The following is a 21,076-nucleotide window of genomic DNA, read 5'->3' as shown; positions in this document are numbered from 1 at the left end:
GGTTATTATTTGCTTTAGATAATTATCAATAATTACTATTTCTACACTTGTATTTTTGACAAAGAACAATTATACTGTTTTAGAGGCAAAAAATGGAAAATACTCCCTATATAAACAGAAAAATAGACAATGATTTACTCCTATGGATGAGGGAAAGTAACCGCAAACCTTTATTGCTTAGAGGCGCGAGGCAAGTTGGAAAATCCAGGGCTGTAAAACACCTGTCGGAACAGTTTGAGTATTTTTTTGAAATAAACTTTGAGTCAAATAACGAAGCGCGGGATTTATTCGCGAAAGGCGACTTGTCTCCTTTTAAACTTTGCCAGGAACTTTCCGCAATTTATCAAATGCCTATAATCCCGGGGAAAACACTATTGTTCTTCGATGAAATTCAAAGTTCAGTTCCGGCAATCTCCTCCCTGCGTTTTTTTTACGAAGAATACGGAGAATTGCACGTTATCGCCGCAGGCTCTCTTTTGGAATTCGCTTTTCAGGAAATACCGTCATTCGGAGTAGGGCGCGTGCGTTCGATGTTTATGTATCCGATGAATTTTTTTGAATTTTTAAACGCCTGTAATCATAGTTTGCTGCTGCAAGCCATTCAAAACGCGGATTGTAAAAATACTTTGTCGGAGCCTGTTCATAAAAAAGCGATTGAACTTTTTAGGATATTTTTAATACTTGGCGGAATGCCAGAGGTAGTGTCCGCTTATGTTAATAATAATGATTTGCTTTCCTGTCAGCGAATTTTAGACGATCTTATTATTTCTTTGAGATCTGACTTTACCAAATACAAGAAAAGAGTTTCTACATCGCAATTATCAGCCGTGTTTGATTCAATTACGGCGCAAATGGGAAGAAAATTTGTATATACGAATATGTCAAATGATTATAACAGCAGGCAAATAAAAGAGGGAATGGAACTTTTAATAATGTCAGGGCTGGTTATTCCCGTTGTTCATTCCGCCGCGAACGGAATACCGCTTGGGGCGGAAATTGACAGTAAGAAGAAAAAACTTCTTTTATTGGATACGGGCATTTTCCAAAGATTATTGGGGCTGCCATTATCTAATTTATTGATAAGCGACGATTTTTCATTGATAAACAAAGGCAGTATCGCTGAATTATTCGCCGGTTTGGAAATACTAAAATCATCTTCCTGCTATGAGAAAAAAAATCTTTACTACTGGCACCGCGAAAACAAAAGCAGTAACGCGGAGGTCGATTTTGTCATACAACAAGGGCTGAATATCGTTCCAATAGAAGTAAAAAGCAGCGGCAAAGGCTCAATGCAAAGCATGCGTTTGTTTATGGAAGAAAAGCAGTCTTCTTTCGGAATCCGCACCTCACTTGAAAATTTCGGCGAATTGCCCGGCATTAAAATCGTCCCTCTTTACGCGCTTGGTAATTTTATATATCATTAAGACAGGAGATTGCCATGTTACTTACCGAATTGGGCGCGCCCATTGAAGATTTAGAGAAAAAAATAAACGAAACATGGAGGCGTCTTTGAAGACGCTTCGTTTGCGCAGCGTATAGCCGAAGTCGAGGCAAAAACCGCAGAGCCGGGGTTTTGGAACAATCAGGAAACTGTCGAAAAGACAATGGCTTCCCTTAAAAGCCTTAAAAACCGGTATGAACCGTGGAAAGCCCTGCGGGATGAAGTCGCCGATTTACAAGCCTTATTTGAACTGGCTACTGAGGCGAAAGATGAAAGCGAAAGCGCCGGTATCGAAAATACAATAAAAGACTTAACCGCCCGCTATGAAAAACAGAATATGTTTGAGCTTATGACGGGCGAAATGGACAAAAACCCCTGTTTTCTTACCGTTCATTCGGGAGCGGGCGGGACTGAAGCCTGCGATTGGACGCAGATGCTCTACCGCATGTACCTGCGCTGGGCGGAACAAAAGGGCTTTACCGTCGAGGAAGTTGATCAGCAGGAAGCGGAAGGGGGGCTAAAGTCGGCAACTTGCCGTATCGACGGAGACTACGCATACGGTTATTTAAAAGGCGAGTCGGGGATTCATAGGCTTGTAAGGATCAGCCCGTTTGACGCAAACGCGCGAAGGCATACGTCCTTCGCTTCGGTTTACCTTTTTCCCGTTATTGATGATACAATCGAAGTAGACATAAAACCCGAAGATTTGCGCGTGGACACCTACAGGTCGGGAGGCGCGGGAGGACAGCATGTAAATAAGACGGACAGCGCGGTCCGATTTACGCACCTGCCGACGGGCATTGTCGTCGCCTGCCAGAACGAGCGCAGTCAGATAAAAAACCGCGCGATCGCCATGAGCATGCTTAAAGCGCGGCTTTATGAATATTACAGGCAGGAGAAGGAAAAAGAAAACGAAAAATATTCGCAGGAGAAAAAGGATATTTCTTGGGGGCACCAGATAAGATCGTATGTGTTTCAGCCGTATACTATGGTAAAAGATTACCGTACAAAAGTTGAGAAGGGAAATATTCAGGCCGTAATGGACGGCGATATTGATCCTTTTATTGAAGAGTATTTAAAATTTTCATGGCGTAATGGGGAGATGAATTGAAAAAAGAGAGGCGTCTTTTAGTTTTAATATTTCTCATTTTAACCGTGCCGTTATTCGCAAAGGGAAAAACCGATGAAACGGAAGTTAAAACGCAAAATGACGAATGGTTCCTGTGCATAACAAATTTTGACGCAAGCTCCCTTCCATCTGATAAATTAAATATTTCCGACGTAATATCAAGAGAATTGACAGACCGCTTGCAATCAATTAATTATCATACCCGCATATCTCCTGAATACGCCTATTATGAAGAATACGCGTGGGCGCGAGAACGCGCAAACGCCGCAAAAGCGCTTTCCGCAAAAATTGATGAAAGATCCCGGCAAATTTACATGGGTGAGCCTGATTGGAAGTACCGTCAAAATATCGTAAAGATAGATAATGAGATAAAAGTACTAAGGGAAAAGCTGGAAGAAATTGATAATAAAATTCCGCTGATAAATAAGGAGCCTGTTTTTAAATTAGTTCCCGGCAATCTTACTCTTACGTTTCCCGCCGCTCCTGAAAAGGGTGGCGAAAACAGGTTTTGCGTAGCCCAAAGAGCGGACGCTTTTTTATCTGGGACTATTACGGATTTTCACGGAAGATATTTTTTAAAGTTAAGACTTTATACTATATATACAAAGTCATACGTTTGGGAGGATAGCGCTATTTTTTCGTATGGCGATATTAGCGGCGCTATTGATGAAATTACGCGAAAATTAATAATTGTTCTTTCCGGAAACCATCCCGCGGCGGTGGCGGTTAAAGCCGAGCCAGAAACGGCGTTAGTGTTAATTAACAGATCATTCGCCGGCAGAGGAGGAGCCCCATTAACGGAATACCCTCCCGGTAAAATAACGGTAACCGCGTCGGCCCCTGATCATGAAAGCATTGTCCTTGAAACGGAACTTGTTTCAGGAGAGCTTGCTGAAATTAATTTAAAGCTTAATCCTATTGAGTATTTTAATACGGATATTTCAAGTAACGCGCGAAATAACGTATATCATGGCTCGTTGTATATTGGTGAATCTCCGTTAACTCTCAGGCTTCCCGCTAACAGTTTTGAATATATAGAAATGGAAAACGCCGACGGAAGTAAAGGTTCTATTGTTTTTAAAACCCCGGATTCTCCGGAACATTCGCAATCAGTATCCGTAAAAACGTCGATGCCAATAAAAAAAGGCCGCGTGGACAAAGAGCGCAGGTGGTATTACTGGGCGTGGGGCAGTCAATGGATTACAGGCATCGCGACATGGATTTTATATTATTCATATATGGGATCAAATAACGCGGCTGCGTATAGTTATGAGCACGGAATGCTGACTCAGGAATTTGTAGATAGCAATACATATATGAATTATTTTAGCATAGGATCCGCCGTCGCTTTTGGCGTAGCTTCAATATATGGCATTTACCGTATGATCAGATATATTTACTTTTCGGGAAAGGATTCAGCGCCAATCGCGCCACAAGGCGGGAAAAAATGAAATTCAGCGAAAAGATAAAAAATTTTTTCAAAGGGAAACCCACGATTAATGAAGGTTTATTTGACGAGCTATGTGATTTGTTAATAGAAGGCGATTTTGGCGCTTCGCAGGCGTATAAAACGGCTGAATTACTAAAAGAGCAATTTAAAAAAGACGGATCTGTCGCGTTACCTGAAAAATTGGCAGAATTGCTTGAAGACGAATTAAAAAAAGCGGCGCCGGTTAAAACTCCCGAAACTTATGAAAATTTGACGGCTATTCTGCTCCTTGGGGTAAACGGAGTCGGTAAAACAACTATCGCGGCAAAACTTTCACATCTTTACAATACCAAGTACAATAAAAAAACAATTCTCGCGGCGGCGGATACGTTCAGAGCCGCGGCGATTGATCAGTTAAAAATACACGGGCAGAAACTAAATACGCGGGTAGTCTCACATAAGCAGGGGGGAGACCCGGCGGCTGTAGTTTATGACGCTCTGGAAGCGGCATTGTCAGGCGGGGCGGACGTTGTTATAGCGGATACCGCTGGAAGAATGCACACAAAATCGGCGTTAGTTGAAGAATTGCGAAAGATTGACAGGGTAGTGGAGTCAAAGGCTGGCGGAATTAGTTATTTGAAATACCTTGTGCTGGACGCTACCACTGGAAGAAACGCTTTCGCCCAAGCTGAAATATTTCACGGCGCTGTCGCTCTGGACGGGGTAATATTGACAAAGTACGATTCTACCGCCAAGGGAGGAGTAGTTTTTTCTTTGGCGTCGGAATTACGTTTGCCCGTAACGTATATATGCATGGGCGAAAAATACGGGGATATTGAATTGTTTGATCCCCATAAATTTGCGAGGGAATTTGCGGGTATCGGGTAAAAAAATAATTCTTATCGTTATTCCCGTTTTGATACTCTTTGGGGGCATTGTAGCGCTTACCCAGGAAACGGATGAGTCATTGCCGGACATAGACTCTGAAGAAACTGAAATTGCTTTAGATATTGAATTTTCTCAGAGAGACGATTGGATAAGGCCGCCGCGGTGGTTCCGTTCAAATTCAGGCGGTATGGCTTTAGAGGAAATGCAATCCCGGTTTACCGCGCTGCGAAATCAATACGCGCTTGCCATAAACTATGTTTCAAATGAAGAATTGCCTGAGTATCTTCTTCCCTATTTTGATGAAAAATACAATGTTGAAGCGCGTATTCTTTATAAAAAAGGCGAACAAATAAGAACGCAATGGATATTAAGGGACGCAAAAGGCAATACAAGGTTAAATGCCGTTTTTATTGAGCCTGAATCGGTACCTGACGTTAAAGAAGAAACAACGGAATTGGTTACGAATGAGGAAAAAGAAACTGAAAGTATAACGCTGGCGGAAAAAGAAGAATCGGAAGAAGGAAAGCCGGAAGAAGCAAAACCGGAAGAAGGAAAACCGGAAGAAGAAGCAAAAGTAGTAATTAATAAAGACATTAAAAAAAGAAAAGGATTTATCGAGATATACGATGAAAATTTATTTTTAAAGTCTGAATATAGGTTTTTTGAAGACGGAAAAACGGAAAAAACAGAGTATATGTTAAAAGACAATATTTTAGTAAGCGCCGAGTATTCATTGTCAGATAACGATGAAGATGATTTTAAAGCGTCTTATATTGATTATTACCGTTATAATCGTTTTCATTATTTAAGGGGAATAGAACGGATATTTTATAAGGACGGAGTATCGGTTGATCCCGTTATAATAGCTTTTCCAAAACATATAATTGATTCAATAAAAATGGATGTCTTTATCGGCGAAAAAATCAATGTATATCCTGAATTCTTTGAAGATGATTTAATTAACGCCGGTTATAAAATGATTTTTGATACTGATGACAGAGGAAGAATTACAAGTCAAACTCTTTATGATGATGAAAATAAAATAGTTTGGACGATAAAAAACACATGGAAGGGCAACCGCATTGTAAAAACTGTAAAGACGGAAGGAGAAACGGTATTAACCGCTGAATTTGCGTATAACTCGGACGGAGACAAGATTTTAGAAAGGAATTTTAAAAACGGCGTTTTGGAAAGGATTGTCAGTACGGAAGGGAAAACGGAGATTGAAGAACTTTACATGAATGATCTTGTAGTGCTTCGCGCTGTTTGGGAAGACGGAAGGAAAATATCAGAAACTAGGGTGAGAAATTGAAAAGATTATGGGTTTTATTTGTTGCTTCCCGCTATATTTTTAAAGGCCGAAGCAGTTCTCCAGTTTTGGCGATTTTAGGAATAGCGGTAGGAGTACTGGCCCTTATTGTGATTATCGCCGTTATGAACGGATTTCAATTAGGTTTTATAGAAAGTATTTTAGAAGTTTCATCGTATCATTTGCGCGTGGAATCTTTTGATCCGGATAAAATTGATGAAATACAGGCGGCTATGCTTGGGATTCCGGGAGTTAAGGCGGCGGTTCCGTTTAAGGAATACCAGGCTATCGCGAGGGGAAGAAGGGCGTCACAACAGGCGGTATTGGTAAGAGGGTTAGGTGAAAACACGCCCGAAATTGACAGGGCAATGACGGGCAGGCTGGATTTTGAAGAAGGCTATTTTGATATTTCAAATAAAAAGAACGCGTTATTGGGTTCTGAGCTGGCCCGCAGGCTTGGCCTGTCCACAGGAGACGAGATAACCGTATTTTCCCTAACCGGTATTCTTTCGCAGGAAGACGGAAGCAGTTTTAACGGCTTTGTTACCGGAATATTTAGAACAGGTTATTATGAATATGATTGCAGTTGGATTTTTATTAATATTGAAAACTCTTCTTTTTTACAAAATGAATGTGATTTAAAGCTGGGAATTAAGCTTGCGAACCGTTTTATGGACAAGACGGTGTTGGAACAGGCAAGAAAAAAATTATCTTCTTACGAGGGAGTTAAATTATCAAGCTGGCGCGATTATAACCGTTCTTTTTTTGGCGCCCTTAGGACGGAAAAATTATTTATGTTTATACTTGTAGGCTTAATTTTTATCGTAGTCGGTTTAAATATTTTTCAGGCGCAAAGAAGGGCGGTACTGCAGAGGCGTGAAGAAATAGGCTTATTACGCGCCGTTGGCGGCACGCAGACAGAGGTACGTTTTATATTTGTCTTTGACGGGGCGATTATAGGGCTTACAGGCGCGTTTATCGGATTAATTATCGGATTGGCCGTCGCATTAAATATGTCAGGCTTTTTTACGTTAGTTGAAAATATAATAAATTGGTTTATTGATATTATTAATATAATAGCTGGCCGGCTTGGAGTCGGAATGACGGGGAATTTCGCCGTTTTTTCTCCGGCGGTATTTTATATAAAAGAGATACCGTCCAGGATTCTGCCGCATGAAGTCGTATTAATATTTTTATTTGGATTTATATCCGCTCTTGCGGCTGCATGGTTTGCGTCGCGAAAAGCGTCAAAAATACAACCGGCGGAGGTGCTTCGTTATGAATGATACGCGGGGAAAAATACTTTTAAAAGTTACAAACATAGTAAAAAATTATGTTTCTGGCGCGGAAACGCTTCACATCCTAAAAGGCATTAATTTTGAAATTGAAGAAGGAAAGTCCGTCGCGATAAGCGGGCAAAGCGGAAGCGGCAAAAGCACGCTTTTAAATATAATAGGCGGCCTTGATCATACCGACGAAGGGAGCGTATTTTTGGACGGGACTGACATAACTTCACTTTCTGAAAAAGAGATTTCCGCATACAGGTCAAAGCAAACGGGCTTTGTTTTTCAGTTTCATTATCTTTTAAAAGATTTTACCGCTCTTGAAAATATTATGCTGCCCGCGTACATTGCGGGGCTAAAGAAAAAAGACGCGATTGACAGGGCAAGACAGTTGTTAGCTGACGTTAAACTTGAAGACAGAAACGGCCATTTCCCGTCTCAGCTTTCAGGAGGGGAGAGGCAAAGGGTGGCGGTGGCGCGTTCCATGGTAAATGATCCCGCGTTAATTCTGGCTGACGAACCGACCGGGAATCTTGACCCGCAGAACAGCGATATTGTCGCGGAACTGTTATATGAAAACGCGCAAAAAAGAAATAAGACGTTAATTATTGTAACACATGACAAAAAGGTGGCGCAAAGGGCGTCTGTCAGATTTGTCTTGGAAAACGGCCTTTTGTCAGAGGAATTATCTTGAAAAAGAAAACTTCTTTTTATATAGCGATTAGATACTTATGGGGCAGGGCAAAGGAGGGCGTGCGTTATCTGCGAGGAGCTGCGGCAGGAATAGCTGTCAGTCTTGTTCCTATTATTGTAACGTTAATTGTCGCGGACGGGATGATAAGGGGAATTACGGACAGGTATCTGGAACTTGGAACCGGCCATATACAGGTTTTTGATTATAATAATTTCATGGGTTTAGAGAGTACAAAAAATGAAATAAATGAGATTGACGGCGTAAGGGGAGTATGGGCGGAACAGCGCGGAATGGGCGTTTTAGCGGGGAAAAAAGGGAAAACTGGCGTTTCCGTCAGGGCGGTTGAATCCTCGTTTTGGGATGATTCGGCAAGCGCTGTCTTATTAAAAATTATTGACGGCGAAAGCAAGCCGCAGACGGACAGGGACATTGTGTTAGGTGAAACTTTAGCGCAGAACATAGGAGTAAAAGCGGGTGATGCCGTGCGGCTTATGACTATCATGTCCGAAGAAGGGGGCAGAATGATCCCAAAAACCGCATCTTTTACGGTTAAGGGAATAATTTCCTGCGGTTATAACGAGCTTGACGCATTATGGTGCATAATTAATTTGGAAGGCGCAAAGCGAGTTTTTTCCCAGGAGCCCTCGACAAATTATTTAATCAAGATTGACGACCCGTACAAAAACGCCGATGATTTCGCGTGGGAAATGAATCTAAAAATGTCAACCAATTACAGCATTTACACATGGAAGGATCTTTTGCGTTCGCAGTACAGTTCGTATCAGACTACAAGGCAGCTTTTGCTTTTCATAATGGCGTTGATAGTGATTGTCGCGGCGGTAAATGTTTCTTCAGCCACAAGCATGCTGGTTATAGAGCGTCAAAGGGATATCGCCATTTTAAAAATTTCAGGGGCAAGCGTAAGCGGCGTTACGGAAATTTTTCTGTGGGGCAGTTTTCTTACGGGATTTATCGGCGGGCTTATCGGAGTAACATTCGGGCTGTTAATAGGAAGCAATATCAATTTTTTAATTCGCTCTTTGGAAAAGATTCTTACGTTTTTTTCAGGCATATTTCACGGGGAGGAGGTAAAGATACTTGATCCCGGTTTTTACCTTGAAACAATTCCCATAATAATAGACTGGAAAGCTGTGACGCTTATCTGGCTTTTCGCCATTCTCTGTTCAGTGCTTGCGTCGTGGATTCCCGCGTGGCGGGCGGGAAAAATTAAGCCGATGGAGTTGCTGAGAAAGACTTGAAACAGTGAGCAGTGGATAGTGAATAGTAAGGTAATGAATAGTGAGTAGACATACTGCTTATTGTTTACTGCTCATTGCTCATTGCTCATTGCTCATTGCTCACTTCTCACTGCTCACTTCTCACTGCTCTCTAACTTAGCAGTTCTTTCGGTATTTTGCCGCCGTTTGCGGCTAATGTTTTCATTAGTTCTTTGTGCAGCCAGATATTCTTTTCGGCGGAGCCGTCGGGATGCGGGCCTGTGTATTTCAGATCGGCGGCAAGTTCTTTGCGGGCGGCAAGGCTGCTGTCTAGGTCTAACGCTTTCATTAAATCGACTATTGATTCGCGCCAGTTGAGTTTTATCCCTTTTGCTTTTACCGCCGCTTCAAGAACGGCTTCCACGTCTACCGGTTTCGCGGCCTCTTTTGCCGCTTCTTTTTCCAATGCCGCTTTTCCCGCCGCCGCCGCTATTGCCGCCGCTGTCGCGCCAGCCGGCGCTGATGTCGTAGCCGCCGGTTTTGCCGGTTCCGTAGATTTCCCTAAAATTTTCTCTTTAATTGAACTTAAAATTCCCATTTTTTTCCCCTTAGGATTGATTTATGGATATTGATTTATCCTTATTATTAATTTACATATTTCGGGGCAATAAGGCAATGATTCTAAGAATTATTTTTAGTAAAAACCGGAAGAAAATACTAAGGTGTCAATCACACTCCAATTTGTAGAAACATCTGAAGTGTTTCAACAGAGTGTTGGGTATCTGTCACCTATATGCTATACTGCGAAAAGAGGATATATATGGCGATTTTTATGTTAGTACTAAGTTTGGCATTTACCGCTTGTGGTAATATGAATGAAAACGATGATAAATTAATTATTCCCACGGATTTGGGAAAGATGGATCAGGAGGGCAGCGGCTGGCGTAAATTACTTTCAAAAATTGAAGATAAAAAGGAGATGGTAAGCCTTGACCTTTCGGCCTGTGCTATGGATGGTACGGAATTTAACCCCGATAATACAGTTTCAACCGGCAAATCTTATATTGATTCCATAATATTACCCAATGTTGCCGAAAGTATAAGAGATGGGAATTTTATTTCAGCTTTTAAATATTTCGATAATCTAAAAACTGTCCATTCAAATACCTTGACCAGAATTGGTAATTCTGCATTCTATGGCTGTAATTCCCTAACCAGTGTGAATTTTAGCGCTGTAAAAAATATTGGCTCCCACTCTTTCCGTAATTGCACTTCCATTACAAGCGTGGACTTGCCAGAAGTGCAAAGAATACCCGCATATGCTTTTGAATATTGTCCTAACCTTACTAGAGTGAACATTCCTGAGGTAACAAATATCGACAATTATGCCTTTTATCAATGTGACGCCTTATCTGAAATAACTGTTAAAGGAGGAGTTCTTACCGATAACGCAATTGATTTAACAAATCAAAGCGATGTATTTAAGGAATTCCATGAATATTATCTTGAAAACACTCAAACTGGTAGAGTGGAGAATTATATATATATTCAAGGTATAGGATGGACGTTACAGTGAGCGCTTTTTCAAACATGATTTGGTGTCAATCACATTCTAATCTGTAGAAACATCTGAGCGTTTCAACAAGGCGTTGGGTCACCCTATATATTGAAATTTTTCCAAAGAAATTCACACGAAGAGCACAATGGGTCACGCGGCGTAACCGACACCACTTTTCCCCACTATTCTATTGACTTTTTCCCTTAATACGGATATACTTAGTATATCCTAATAAATTGGAGGATATTTTATGCAAACCACGATAGTTAAATGGGGCAACAGCCACGGAATAAGGATACCAAAAGCGTTTCTTCAAAATATCAAAATTAAAGAAAATGATTCTGTAGATGTGAGATTGGAAAAAGAAAAAATTATTATTACCAAAAAAAATGTAAAGGAACATAAAACCACCAGAGAACGGCTTGCGGAATTTTATGGGGCAGATTTTGACAAGAAGCGTAAACATCAAAAGGAAATTGACTGGGGCAGTCCCGCCGGAAAAGAAGCATGGTAAAACAGGGTGATATTATTTGGCTGGATTTTGATCCGCAGACTGGCCATGAGCAAAAAGGTAGGCGGCATGCTCTGGTAATAAGCAATAAAACTTTTAACAATTTTTCAAGTTTGGCTATTGTATGTCCCATAACAAATACAAACAAGAATCATCCTTTTCACGTAAAATTAGATAAAAGAACAAAAACAACAGGAGTTGTTTTAGCCGACCAATCAAGAACATTGGATATTAAAGCGCGTAACTATGAATTTATCGAGAAAATTCCAAACGATATTTTATTTACAGTGATAGATATTATCAGCGGTTTTATTGAAGGAGAGGATAGTGAGTAGTAGGTTGTTGATAGATAGCGAAATTTGCGGGCTAAGCAGAAAGGAGAATTTGAGATGATAGCAACGGCAAACCCTGAAATACGGAAAGCGGTAGACATCCTGTATGAGATAAGCGCGGACGAGAAGGTAAGGGCTGAGTATAACGCACGTCAAAAAGCTTGGATGGACAGGCAGTCGCAATTCGACGGCTATTATAAGAAAGGCAAAATTGAAACTGCCAGTAACTTGAAATCTTTACCTACCCTCTCACATACACCCAAGCGTTCCCCTCTTTACCAACCCTCTTAATCACATTCATCTTCATTAACACGTACACCGCCCTTTGGGAGATCCACCTTTTAATACCGGCTTTTTCAGCGTGGGATGAGACTGTAAATTTTTCATTTTTTTTAAAAGGGATAAAGCGCAGATAATCTTTTTGCTTTGACAAAATAATGCTCTCGTGGAAAGCGGATAATTTTTTGTCTTTAATGCTGATTCCCTTCCGCCGCCACGCGCCTTTGCCGTCTTTTACCCGCTTTTCTGTAATGTCAACCAAAGCGATTTCTATTTTTACGCCTCGGATAAGCGGCAGAGTGGGAGCGTGAAGGAGGGCGTTAAAAATGTTCCAGACTGTTCCGTGTAAGGGGCTTTTTCTGCGGTAAAGCAATTTTCCGTTTTTGGCGTGGACTTCAATCGTTTTTGTTACCGCGACAGGGTGAATAATCCGCACTTTGCCGGTTGAGGTGAACTCTTTTACTTTTTTTATAAGCGGGGCAAAGCTCCCCGTTTGAACCTCGATGTATTCGCCGTCTTTTCTTATGCCGTCCGCGACAAAAACGCCTACTTCGGCTTCGGTTTTGCCGCCTGGGCCGGCGTATTGAAATTTTAACGCGCGGTGAAGGGAGCTTTCATTATTAGTGCCTATCGTTTTTCGCGTATTCAAGTAATTCCTCGGCGCTAAGCAAGTCTAAAAAATGATAGGTCTCGCTTACGCCTGTTTTTTCTTCGGTTTTTATCGCCGCAACCTTAAAGACAATCATCCTGTTGGTCGGCAAAGGCAGGCTCAGCACATTGCCGTTCATGTCAACAAGGGAATTAAAGGGCAGCCGCCCCTGTATCTCCTGAATGTCGCCTTCGGGAAAAACTATGAAAAATTCGTTAATTTGCATGATTTATCATATCAAAATGGCAAATTTTTCGCAATTATTTTTGTTGTTCTATACAAATGTATAGTAAAACGCGCAGCTTTATAGCGATTATTTTTTTGTCAACCAAAGGCAAGAATTGGCTCCGTTTACCATATAAGATAAGATTAATGTTTTTCCGTCAGAAGATATTGAAATGTCATAAGAATTATCAAAATGATGAGATTTACCATATTCTGCTGAACGGACACAAACCAATTTAGTATCGGTAACGGCGAATTTATACTCCTCTCCCACTCTTTTTAATACCCCATTAGAATTAAAGACCCATGTCTCCCCTCGCGAGTCAACCCATGTCCCAATAATTTTCTGCTCCATGTAAAAAACTCCTTGCGGTTTTAACGTCTCCGCATTACCAATTTTGTCACATATTTTTAATTTGTCAAATAAAAAGCATAATTTTTATTTTGACAATAATTGGTTTTATGTCGCGTAACTTTTAAAATATGCGAATTTATCGGTTTTTATTCATGTACTACATAGGTGTATAGTTAAATCAACATTTTTTTTTCATTTTTTGAAAAAAATATTATCAATAGTATTGCGTTATTTTTTATTCCGATCAATACTGTAAGTGTCATTTAGTGACATAACCTAGAATACTGAGGATTATCGTGGAATTTCAACTACAAACTGGTACATTTGAATCTACTCTTGATGATAAAGGTAGAGTTGTTATTCCCGCTCCTTTGCGCGAGCTTTATACCGGCAAACTGGTTATTACGCAGGGCAAAGAATTGTGCGTCTGGGTTATGCAAGCCGCCACTTATCAGAGGCTCCTGTCAAAATTTAAGAAAAAATGCGAGGAAAAAGCCCTTAGTTCCGAAGAAATCGAGGCTTTTCAATATCAGCATGAAAGTACGGCTTTTTCAGTGGAAATCGACCCAAAAACGGGGCGAATTCCCGTTCCCGCCTTCCTGCGTTCCTACGCGAATTTAACAAAGGACTGCCTTGTCGTGAGCATCAACAAACATCTTGAGATTTGGAACGCCGACTACAATAAAAACTTCATGGAAGAGGTCAGGCTCATTAACAAGAACACCCATAAAAAACTTCTTGGCAAAGTTAATTTCTTTTCAGATGAGGATGAAGAATGACAAAGTATTATCACACGCCCGTTATGCTGAATGAAGTTCTCGAGTTGCTCGGACCTAAGGGGAGTAACGGACTTTTTATCGACTGCAATACCGGCGAAGGCGGACACAGTTATTCGATGATGTCAAAGTATCCCGATTTAAAATTGATCGCCATAGACGTTGATAAAGACATTCTTGAGATCGCGAAAAAAAGGCTTGAGCTTTTCGCCGACCGCGTTTATTTTTATTGCGGCTGGTCGTTTGATCTCCTGACTGATTATCCTTCGCAGTTTAAAAGGCCGGATAGAATTTTCTTTGATTTGGGCATTAGTTTTTATCATTACAAAAAAAGCGGCAAGGGCTTTAGCTTTGAAAAAGACGAATATCTTGACATGCGCCTTGATACTTCGACTGGCCTTACCGCGGCTGAGCTTTTGGCGCGTCTTCCCGAAAGGGAATTGGCCGATCTGTTTTACAATAACGCCGACGAGCGTTATTCGCGCAGAATCGCTTCGCTAATTGTTAATGAGAGGCAAAAATCGACAATAACTACAACTTCGGCTCTTGCCCATTTAGTGGAAAGAGCGGTACCGGCTTCTTACAGGCATGGGCCTATACATCCCGCGACAAAAGTATTTCAGGCTTTGCGTGTCGCGACAAACGGGGAGCTTTCAAGGCTTCCATCGATCCTTGAGGCGGCGTTAAGGCTTCTCGAGCCGGAGGGGAGGCTCGGGGTGCTGACTTACCATTCTATCGAAGATAGAATCGTAAAAAATTTCATGCGGACTATGAACAAAGACTGTATTTGTCCGCCGAATGCGCCGATTTGTAAATGTGGAGGGCACCGCTCAATCAATATCATTACAAAAAAAGGCATTACGGCCGGAAAAGACGAGATTGAGCGGAATCCTCCTTCCAGAAGCGCCAGATTTCGCGTAGCGGAAAAAGTTTTAGACGAGGTTGATGATGATTAAACGGTATTTGCTGCTTTATTTCCTTGTTCTTACCATACCGCTTTGCCTCGGCATTTTAGTCTGGCAGTCCAACCGTTATCAAAACCTTGTAAAAGAATTGGAACGCCTCGAACAAACGCAGACCGAATGGATCGAGAGCAATAAAAGGCTTATTGCCGGAATCGGCGAGTACTCGTCACCGGAAAGAATAGAGAGTCTTGCCAAAAGCGAACTAGAACTGCAAAAGATACCGCCTGAGTATTTTCTTCAGGTAAAAATAACGGGGGGAAAGGGGCATGGAGACTGATTTGATGAGTATCGGCGAGCTGTCCAATTTATTGGGAGCGCGTCATATTTCATTTTCGCCTAATTTAGGTTTTTCTTCAGCAGCCATTGACTCCCGCGCCGTTAAAGAAGGCTCCATTTTCTTCGCCCTTGCCGGCGCTTCGCACGACGGACATAAATTTGTGCAGGCGGCGTTTGATTCAGGCGCGAAGGGCGCCGTTGTTGATTCTTCAAAACTGGAAAGTTTCGATTTAATTAATATCGCCAAAAAAGCGGGTAAAGATTTAATCGTAGTGGAAAATACTTTAAAAGGCTTGCAGGATTCCGCGAGAGTCTATCTTGAAAAATTTCCCAACTTAAAAAGAGTCGGGATAACCGGCTCATCGGGAAAAACCACCACAAAAGAAATTACCGCGGCGATTATTTCATTCGAAAAAAATACGGTAATGAACAAGGGGAACCTTAATTCCGAGACGGGGCTTCCGTTATCCGTTTTTGAAGTCCGCGCCTGTCATGAAGTGGGAGTTTTCGAGCTTGGAATGAACAGGCCTAATGAAATAGCGGAAATAGCCGAAGTTCTTAAACCAAACATCGCGTCAATTACAAATATAGGTTCCGCGCATATCGAATATTTCGGCAGCAAAGCTAAAATAGTTAACGAAAAAAAGCGCATTTTTAAATTTTTAAAAGACGGCGACATAGCCCTTATTCCGGCAAATGACGAGTATGCCAATGAGATGGCGCAAGGCGTTACGGGAAAAGTAAAATTTTACGGTCAGGAAAATTTTAAGGAGTTTGAAGGATGTCGCAGCCTGGGGTTGGAAGGGACTGAAATTTTCTGGGCTGGGGAAAAAGTGCGTTTTGCCCTGCCGGGGAAACACAGTCTTGACGACGCTATCGCCGCCATCGCTATAGCGAAAGAAATCCCAGTTTCAGATAACGCGATTATCAAAGGGCTTGAATCGGTTAAGCCGCTTTTTGGCAGGCTTGAAATTTTAAACGGAAAGCGGGCGACCGTTGTACGCGATTGTTACAACGCCAATCCTGAGTCAGCGGCAAAGAGCGTTGAATTCTGCGATTCGCTTGAATGGCCGGGAAGGAAAGTTTATGTGATTGCCGACATGCTTGAGTTGGGCGACAGTTCGGTTTTAGAACATGAAAAATTGGGTTTTCATTTATCGGCGTCGTCCGCGAAAAAAGTTTTTCTGTTCGGAAATGAAATAAAAACGGCCGCGCGCGTCATGGAAGATAACGGCAAATCTTTCTTTTATTCAGACGATATAAATGAACTTTCTAAAGCGATTGACAGTTATGTGAAAAAAGGAGACCTTGCGCTTCTTAAAGGTTCGCGGGGCTGCGCTCTTGAAAGATTAACCGAAATGTTAACGGGGGTAGGCGATGTTTCTTGAATTCTTGGATTTCTTATTTAGTTATTTTTCTCCATTCCGCGTATTCTCGTATTTGACTTTCAGAGGAGCGTTTGCCGCTCTTACCACTTTGTTGATTTGTTTTATCTTCGGCGGGAAAATTATAGAGCTTTTGAGAAGATTAAAAATAAGGCAGTCCATCCGCGAAGACGGACCTCAGACCCATCTTGCCAAATCGGGAACTCCGACTATGGGGGGGACGTTTATTATTCTTTCCGTCGTAATAGCGATGCTTTTCTGGGGCAATTTGCATAATAAGGCCATCTGGATAACGATGGGAGCGTTCCTGGCGTTTGGCGCCGTAGGTTTTGCCGACGACTATTTAAAAGTTACGCGACATAATTCACAGGGGCTTGCGGCGCGGGTAAAACTTGCCGGACAGTTTATAATAGCGATTGCCATTGTATTAATAATTTATTTTACGGGCGGCGAAAACATAACGGCGCTTTACATTCCCTTCTTTAAGGAACCTGTTTGGGACATGGGCTGGCTTTGGATTCCATTTGCGGTATTGCTTGTCGTGGGCGAATCAAACGCTGTAAATTTCTCCGACGGTTTGGACGGCCTTTTGGCGGGTTTGCTTATATTAGTTTTTCTTACGCTGTCAATCCTCACATATATCACAGGACGCGTTGACTATTCAACGTATCTTGGAATACCCTATATTCCCGAAGCGGGGGAACTAACAGTATTTTGTCTTGCGGCAACGGGCGCCTGCGTGGGGTTCCTTTGGTTTAACGCCCACCCCGCCGACTGTTTTATGGGAGACGTTGGAAGCCTGTCGTTAGGCGGCGTTATTGCCGTAATTTCGTTAATAACAAAAAAAGAAATATTATTGCTTGTTATCGGAGGAGTGTTCATTATTGAGATTTTTTCCGTGATTCTTCAAGTGGCGTCTTTTAAATTGAGGAAGAAAAGAATTTTCCGCATGGCCCCGCTTCACCATCACTATGAAATGCTTGGCTGGTCGGAAAACAAGACCGTTATCCGCTTTTGGATACTGGGGGGGTTATGCGCCATTATAGCCCTGTCAACTTTAAAAATTCAATAGGAGAAGGATGAATATGTTTGACGCGGAAAGAGCGCAAAATCAAAATACGGCACACCTCTTTTGTTTATGCGTAATACTGTTATTAGGCACGGGGCTTGTAACGCTATATTCCGCATCGTACTCTTTCGCGGCGCGATTTTTCGGGGAAGGAAATTATTTTATTAATAGGCAGTTGATTTACGGCGCGGCGGGAATTGTCCTTTTCATTTTTTCTTCGCTGATTAATCTTAACGTGCTTAGAAAATTCATATTACCTCTTGTAATCCTCGCCGCTTCTTTATGCGTATTAACATTTATCCCCGGCATAGGCGTTGAACGCTATGGCGCGTCACGCTGGATAGAAGTTGGAATATTCAGCTATCAACCGTCAGAGATGGTGAAGTTCGCGCTTCCGTTGTATCTTGCCCATCTGCTTGATAAAAAATCTGATAACCTTGACAATTTTTATTCTGGCGTTCTGCCGCCGGTTTTAGTTACGGGGATTTTCTTCGGTCTTATTTACAGGCAAAATAATTTCTCTACCGCGATTTTTATCGTCATAAACGCATTAATAATATTTTTCCTTGCCGGCATCCGTTTCCGTTATTTCATTGCGGCGATTACAATGATTATTCCGGTTTCCGCGCTATTAGTTTTTACCAAAGAATACAGAGTCAGGCGGCTGGTCAGTTTTTTAAGGCCGCAGTGGGATCCGCTTGGCGCGGGGTTTCAGGTGAACGCGAGCAAAGACGCTATTGTTTCCAGCGGTTTATGGGGGAGAGGCTTCGGGGAAGGCACGCGCAAGTTGGCGAGCATTCCTGAAATTCACTCTGATTTTGTTTTTAGCGCGTATGTCGAAGAAACGGGATTTATCGGCGTTCTGCTGTTTTTTGCCTTGTTTGCCGTTTTCGCGTGGTTAGGATATAAAGCCGCCTTGGACAGCAAGACTTTATTTGGAAAACTGTTAGCCGCTGGATTAACGACATTAATTGTATCTCAGGCAATGCTTAATACGGCCGTTGTTTCCGGGGCCGTTCCCGCCACCGGAATTCCGCTTCCATTTTTTTCCGCAGGCGGCTCATCGCTTATTACGACGATGATTTGCGCGGGCCTTATAGCCAATGTCGCTAGGAATAAAAGCGATGGCGAAAAAGTAAAATCAATTTACGGAGTATCGGAGGATGAAAATGAGTACTGATTATTTTTATGAAACTTCTGATACGGTTATCGTAAAAAAGAAATCCAATGAAAAAATTGAGAAGGGGCTTAAAAGGCTGCTGATTATAGCCGTCATTATTTTAGCGGCGGAATTAATCTGGCTTTTTGGCGTAAGCCCGTTTATTCCTTTCTCTTCTGTTGAGGTACACGGATTTTCAGGACTGTCAAGGGCTCAAATTCTTTCTCTTGCCGGCATTGACGACAGTTCATCATATTTTTCAACTAACGTTAATCTTGTAAAAGAAAAACTTTCTTCCAATATCCTTGTTGAATCGGCTGTTGTAATAAAGCGTTTCCCGGACAAATTGTCTATCTTTTTAAATCCGCGCCAGGCCGCCGCCGTTACATTGGCGACTGTAAACTCAAAACAGGTAATGATTTACATTGACAGAAATGGGGTGTTTTACAAAATTGAAAGCGGCGATTTGCGGGAAAATGCCAATATTCCCGTTATTTCCGGAATTGAAAACGCCCAGCTTAATATGCGTCTTCCTTCGGCGCTTGTTCCGTTAGTGGAAAATCTTGGCAAAATATCCGTATCATCGCCTGAATTGTTATCCGCGATTTCCGAGATACGGATTGAAAGAAAAGCATGGGACGGATATGACCTTGTGCTTTTCCCAGTTCACGGCGGCATAAGGGTAAGAGTGGAAAATAATTTAACGGAAGATACGTTAAGATACATGCTGCTTATGTTAAATGTGTTTAAAACGGACGATAAACGTCCGAGGGAAATTGATTTTAGATCCGGCATAGGTTCTTATAAAATTGAGGAGTTATCCTGATGAATAATGGAATAATTGCGTCGTTGGACATTGGATCAACATACGTGCGCGTCATTGTTTGCGAACGTGACGCGGACGGACGCCTTAAAATAATTGGCTCAGGTCTACGGCCTTCCACAGGTTTAAGAAAGGGAGTGGTGGTAAATATCGAGGCTACCGTTCACGCCATAGAAGCGGCGATTGAAGACGCGGAGATGATGAGCGGGCTTGAAGTGACAGATTGCTGGACGGGAATAGGAGGCAATCATATAAACGGGATAAATTCCAGAGGCGTTGTCGGAGTAACGGGAAAAAAACGCGATACAAGGGAAAGAGAAATTGGGCAGGAAGATATTGACCGCGTAATTGAAGCCGCGAAAGCCGTCGTGATACCGACTGACAGGCAAATTTTGGAAGTAATACCGCAGAATTTTAAAGTGGACGATCAAAAAGGGATAAGAAACCCGATGGATATGCTTGGAGTGCGGTTGGAGTCTGAAGTGCATATAATTACATGCTCAGTGACAGGGGGGCAGAATTTAATTAAGTGCGTCAACCGCGCGGGTTTTCGCGTGAATGAATTGATTTTACAGACTCTTGCATCAGGGCGCGCCGTTCTTACGCAGGAAGAAATTGATCTTGGCGTAGCGTTAGTTGATCTTGGCGGGGGAACTACGGACATGCTCGTTTACGTGGAAGGCGCCCCGTATTCAACTTATACGATACCGGCGGGCGGCACTCAAGTCACAAGCGACATATCAATTATTAAAAATATTTCAGTTGATAACTCGGAAAAGATTAAAATTGACGCGGGTTGCTGCTGGGATGAAATGTTAGATGACGATGAAACCGTAATTGTGCCGGGAGTGGGTGGAAGGCCCCCGATAACGATTCCACGGTCGCAGATACTTGCGATTATTAAACCTAGAATGGAAGAAATATTTAAATTGATTAAACAACATCTTGACTCGCTAAATCTACCGCGTCCGCTTGGAGGAGGCGTCGTATTAACAGGCGGCGGGGCGCAATTGTCAGGTGTTGTTGATCTTGCGAACAGCATATTAAAACTGCCGGCGCGGCTTGGAAGTCCCATACCGTCGCAGGATTTGGCGGGATTGGTGGAAGAATACCGGACGCCCTCTTATGCCACAGTCATAGGGCTCGCGCTTGAGGGAAACCGCAGGGCGGGCGTTGACTCGGGCGAGAGAGGGGAACGGCACGGTGAAAAAAAGAACGAAGCTCTTATTGGCAAGTTAATATCATGGCTAAGAGAGGAGTTCGCATAATCTGAAAATATAAACGTTGTTTTAAAGTCAGATAAAAAAATTTTAACGGGAGGGGT

24 protein-coding genes are annotated in these 21,076 nt (G+C 42.2%); 20 read left to right on the top strand and 4 right to left on the bottom strand.

Annotated elements, in window-relative coordinates; translation table 11 throughout:
- Nucleotides 1-92: 92 nt before the first annotated feature.
- The 8 genes from ACYVRA_RS15080 (at nucleotide 93) to ACYVRA_RS15045 (ending at nucleotide 9,432) form a co-directional block, all read left to right on the top strand.
- A complete protein-coding gene (locus tag ACYVRA_RS15080) occupies nucleotides 93-1,424 on the top strand; it encodes an ATP-binding protein (RefSeq protein WP_461253555.1) in 1,332 nt (443 codons plus the stop codon).
- Between the two features lie 14 nt (nucleotides 1,425-1,438).
- Nucleotides 1,439-2,552 (top strand): peptide chain release factor 2 gene (prfB, locus tag ACYVRA_RS15075; protein ID WP_461253554.1). Its coding sequence is split into 2 segments (ribosomal slippage): nucleotides 1,439-1,510 and nucleotides 1,512-2,552, totalling 1,113 coding nucleotides; the frame shifts between segments, so codons are not numbered across the junction.
- Nucleotides 2,549-4,021, top strand: coding sequence for a hypothetical protein (locus tag ACYVRA_RS15070; protein WP_461253553.1), 1,473 nt, complete (start codon nucleotides 2,549-2,551; stop codon nucleotides 4,019-4,021). Before prfB ends, ACYVRA_RS15070 begins: the two co-directional genes overlap by 4 nt.
- Nucleotides 4,018-4,887 carry a signal recognition particle-docking protein FtsY gene (gene ftsY / locus ACYVRA_RS15065; RefSeq protein WP_461253552.1) on the top strand — a complete coding sequence of 290 codons (870 nt, stop codon included), beginning with the start codon at nucleotides 4,018-4,020 and terminating at the stop codon, nucleotides 4,885-4,887. The genes ACYVRA_RS15070 and ftsY overlap by 4 nt, the downstream gene beginning before the upstream one ends.
- Nucleotides 4,871-6,199, top strand: a complete 1,329-nt coding sequence (locus tag ACYVRA_RS15060) for a hypothetical protein (RefSeq protein WP_461253551.1) — start codon at nucleotides 4,871-4,873, stop codon at nucleotides 6,197-6,199. Before ftsY ends, ACYVRA_RS15060 begins: the two co-directional genes overlap by 17 nt.
- Nucleotides 6,196-7,482, top strand: a complete 1,287-nt coding sequence (locus ACYVRA_RS15055) for an ABC transporter permease (protein WP_461253550.1) — start codon at nucleotides 6,196-6,198, stop codon at nucleotides 7,480-7,482. The genes ACYVRA_RS15060 and ACYVRA_RS15055 overlap by 4 nt, the downstream gene beginning before the upstream one ends.
- Nucleotides 7,475-8,173 (top strand): ABC transporter ATP-binding protein, encoded by a 699-nt coding sequence (locus ACYVRA_RS15050; RefSeq protein WP_461253549.1) that lies wholly within the window; start codon nucleotides 7,475-7,477, stop codon nucleotides 8,171-8,173. Before ACYVRA_RS15055 ends, ACYVRA_RS15050 begins: the two co-directional genes overlap by 8 nt.
- Complete coding sequence (locus tag ACYVRA_RS15045) at nucleotides 8,170-9,432, top strand: ABC transporter permease (RefSeq protein WP_461253548.1); 1,263 nt, start codon at nucleotides 8,170-8,172, stop codon at nucleotides 9,430-9,432. Before ACYVRA_RS15050 ends, ACYVRA_RS15045 begins: the two co-directional genes overlap by 4 nt.
- Before the next feature lie 130 nt (nucleotides 9,433-9,562).
- Here the strand turns inward: ACYVRA_RS15045 and ACYVRA_RS15040 are convergent, their stop codons facing one another.
- Nucleotides 9,563-9,988 (bottom strand): DUF3597 domain-containing protein, encoded by a 426-nt coding sequence (locus ACYVRA_RS15040; protein WP_461253547.1) that lies wholly within the window; start codon nucleotides 9,986-9,988, stop codon nucleotides 9,563-9,565.
- Nucleotides 9,989-10,210: 222 nt separating this feature from the next.
- Between ACYVRA_RS15040 and ACYVRA_RS15035 the strand changes: the two genes are divergently transcribed.
- From ACYVRA_RS15035 to ACYVRA_RS15020, 4 genes are all read left to right on the top strand, one after another.
- On the top strand, nucleotides 10,211-10,966 hold the full coding sequence (locus ACYVRA_RS15035; RefSeq protein ID WP_461253546.1) for a leucine-rich repeat domain-containing protein: 756 nt from the start codon (nucleotides 10,211-10,213) through the stop codon (nucleotides 10,964-10,966).
- Between the two features lie 232 nt (nucleotides 10,967-11,198).
- Nucleotides 11,199-11,462 (top strand): AbrB/MazE/SpoVT family DNA-binding domain-containing protein, encoded by a 264-nt coding sequence (locus ACYVRA_RS15030; protein WP_461253545.1) that lies wholly within the window; start codon nucleotides 11,199-11,201, stop codon nucleotides 11,460-11,462.
- Nucleotides 11,456-11,794 carry a type II toxin-antitoxin system PemK/MazF family toxin gene (locus ACYVRA_RS15025; RefSeq protein ID WP_461253544.1) on the top strand — a complete coding sequence of 113 codons (339 nt, stop codon included), beginning with the start codon at nucleotides 11,456-11,458 and terminating at the stop codon, nucleotides 11,792-11,794. Before ACYVRA_RS15030 ends, ACYVRA_RS15025 begins: the two co-directional genes overlap by 7 nt.
- A gap of 54 nt (nucleotides 11,795-11,848) precedes the next feature.
- Nucleotides 11,849-12,082 carry a hypothetical protein gene (locus ACYVRA_RS15020; RefSeq protein ID WP_461253543.1) on the top strand — a complete coding sequence of 78 codons (234 nt, stop codon included), beginning with the start codon at nucleotides 11,849-11,851 and terminating at the stop codon, nucleotides 12,080-12,082.
- On the opposite strand, the gene ACYVRA_RS15015 is transcribed toward ACYVRA_RS15020, so the two are convergent.
- The 3 genes from ACYVRA_RS15015 to ACYVRA_RS15005 form a co-directional block, all read right to left on the bottom strand.
- Nucleotides 12,033-12,719: a hypothetical protein gene (locus ACYVRA_RS15015; RefSeq protein ID WP_461253542.1), complete on the bottom strand. Its 687-nt coding sequence runs from the start codon at nucleotides 12,717-12,719 to the stop codon at nucleotides 12,033-12,035. The genes ACYVRA_RS15020 and ACYVRA_RS15015 overlap by 50 nt on opposite strands.
- Nucleotides 12,691-12,945 (bottom strand): hypothetical protein, encoded by a 255-nt coding sequence (locus ACYVRA_RS15010; protein ID WP_461253541.1) that lies wholly within the window; start codon nucleotides 12,943-12,945, stop codon nucleotides 12,691-12,693. The genes ACYVRA_RS15015 and ACYVRA_RS15010 overlap by 29 nt, the downstream gene beginning before the upstream one ends.
- A gap of 87 nt (nucleotides 12,946-13,032) precedes the next feature.
- Entirely contained in the window at nucleotides 13,033-13,299 is a 267-nt protein-coding gene (locus tag ACYVRA_RS15005; RefSeq protein WP_461253540.1) for a hypothetical protein, read from the bottom strand.
- A 296-nt stretch (nucleotides 13,300-13,595) separates the two neighbouring features.
- On the opposite strand from ACYVRA_RS15005, the gene ACYVRA_RS15000 reads away from it, so the two are divergent.
- The 8 genes from ACYVRA_RS15000 to ftsA are packed head-to-tail and all read left to right on the top strand — an operon-like array spanning nucleotide 13,596 to nucleotide 21,020.
- The gene (locus ACYVRA_RS15000) at nucleotides 13,596-14,078 is read left to right on the top strand and encodes a division/cell wall cluster transcriptional repressor MraZ (protein ID WP_461253539.1); all 483 of its coding nucleotides are present in this window, start codon (nucleotides 13,596-13,598) and stop codon (nucleotides 14,076-14,078) included.
- The gene (gene rsmH, locus ACYVRA_RS14995; RefSeq protein ID WP_461253538.1) at nucleotides 14,075-15,031 is read left to right on the top strand and encodes a 16S rRNA (cytosine(1402)-N(4))-methyltransferase RsmH; all 957 of its coding nucleotides are present in this window, start codon (nucleotides 14,075-14,077) and stop codon (nucleotides 15,029-15,031) included. The genes ACYVRA_RS15000 and rsmH overlap by 4 nt, the downstream gene beginning before the upstream one ends.
- Complete coding sequence (locus ACYVRA_RS14990; protein ID WP_461253537.1) at nucleotides 15,021-15,317, top strand: FtsB/FtsL family cell division protein; 297 nt, start codon at nucleotides 15,021-15,023, stop codon at nucleotides 15,315-15,317. Before rsmH ends, ACYVRA_RS14990 begins: the two co-directional genes overlap by 11 nt.
- The gene (locus ACYVRA_RS14985) at nucleotides 15,307-16,704 is read left to right on the top strand and encodes a UDP-N-acetylmuramoyl-tripeptide--D-alanyl-D-alanine ligase (RefSeq protein WP_461253536.1); all 1,398 of its coding nucleotides are present in this window, start codon (nucleotides 15,307-15,309) and stop codon (nucleotides 16,702-16,704) included. The genes ACYVRA_RS14990 and ACYVRA_RS14985 overlap by 11 nt, the downstream gene beginning before the upstream one ends.
- Nucleotides 16,694-17,773 (top strand): phospho-N-acetylmuramoyl-pentapeptide-transferase, encoded by a 1,080-nt coding sequence (gene mraY / locus ACYVRA_RS14980; RefSeq protein ID WP_461253535.1) that lies wholly within the window; start codon nucleotides 16,694-16,696, stop codon nucleotides 17,771-17,773. The genes ACYVRA_RS14985 and mraY overlap by 11 nt, the downstream gene beginning before the upstream one ends.
- Nucleotides 17,774-17,786: 13 nt before the next feature.
- Nucleotides 17,787-18,950 (top strand): putative lipid II flippase FtsW, encoded by a 1,164-nt coding sequence (gene ftsW, locus ACYVRA_RS14975; protein ID WP_461253534.1) that lies wholly within the window; start codon nucleotides 17,787-17,789, stop codon nucleotides 18,948-18,950.
- A complete protein-coding gene (locus tag ACYVRA_RS14970; RefSeq protein ID WP_461253533.1) occupies nucleotides 18,940-19,755 on the top strand; it encodes a cell division protein FtsQ/DivIB in 816 nt (271 codons plus the stop codon). The genes ftsW and ACYVRA_RS14970 overlap by 11 nt, the downstream gene beginning before the upstream one ends.
- The gene (gene ftsA, locus ACYVRA_RS14965) at nucleotides 19,755-21,020 is read left to right on the top strand and encodes a cell division protein FtsA (RefSeq protein ID WP_461253532.1); all 1,266 of its coding nucleotides are present in this window, start codon (nucleotides 19,755-19,757) and stop codon (nucleotides 21,018-21,020) included. The genes ACYVRA_RS14970 and ftsA overlap by 1 nt, the downstream gene beginning before the upstream one ends.
- Nucleotides 21,021-21,076 lie beyond the last annotated feature (56 nt).

This window comes from Treponema sp. R8-4-B8 (genome assembly GCF_054786175.1).
Note: the sequence above shows the minus strand (reverse complement) of the source record. Positions and strands in the feature narration are given on the sequence as shown.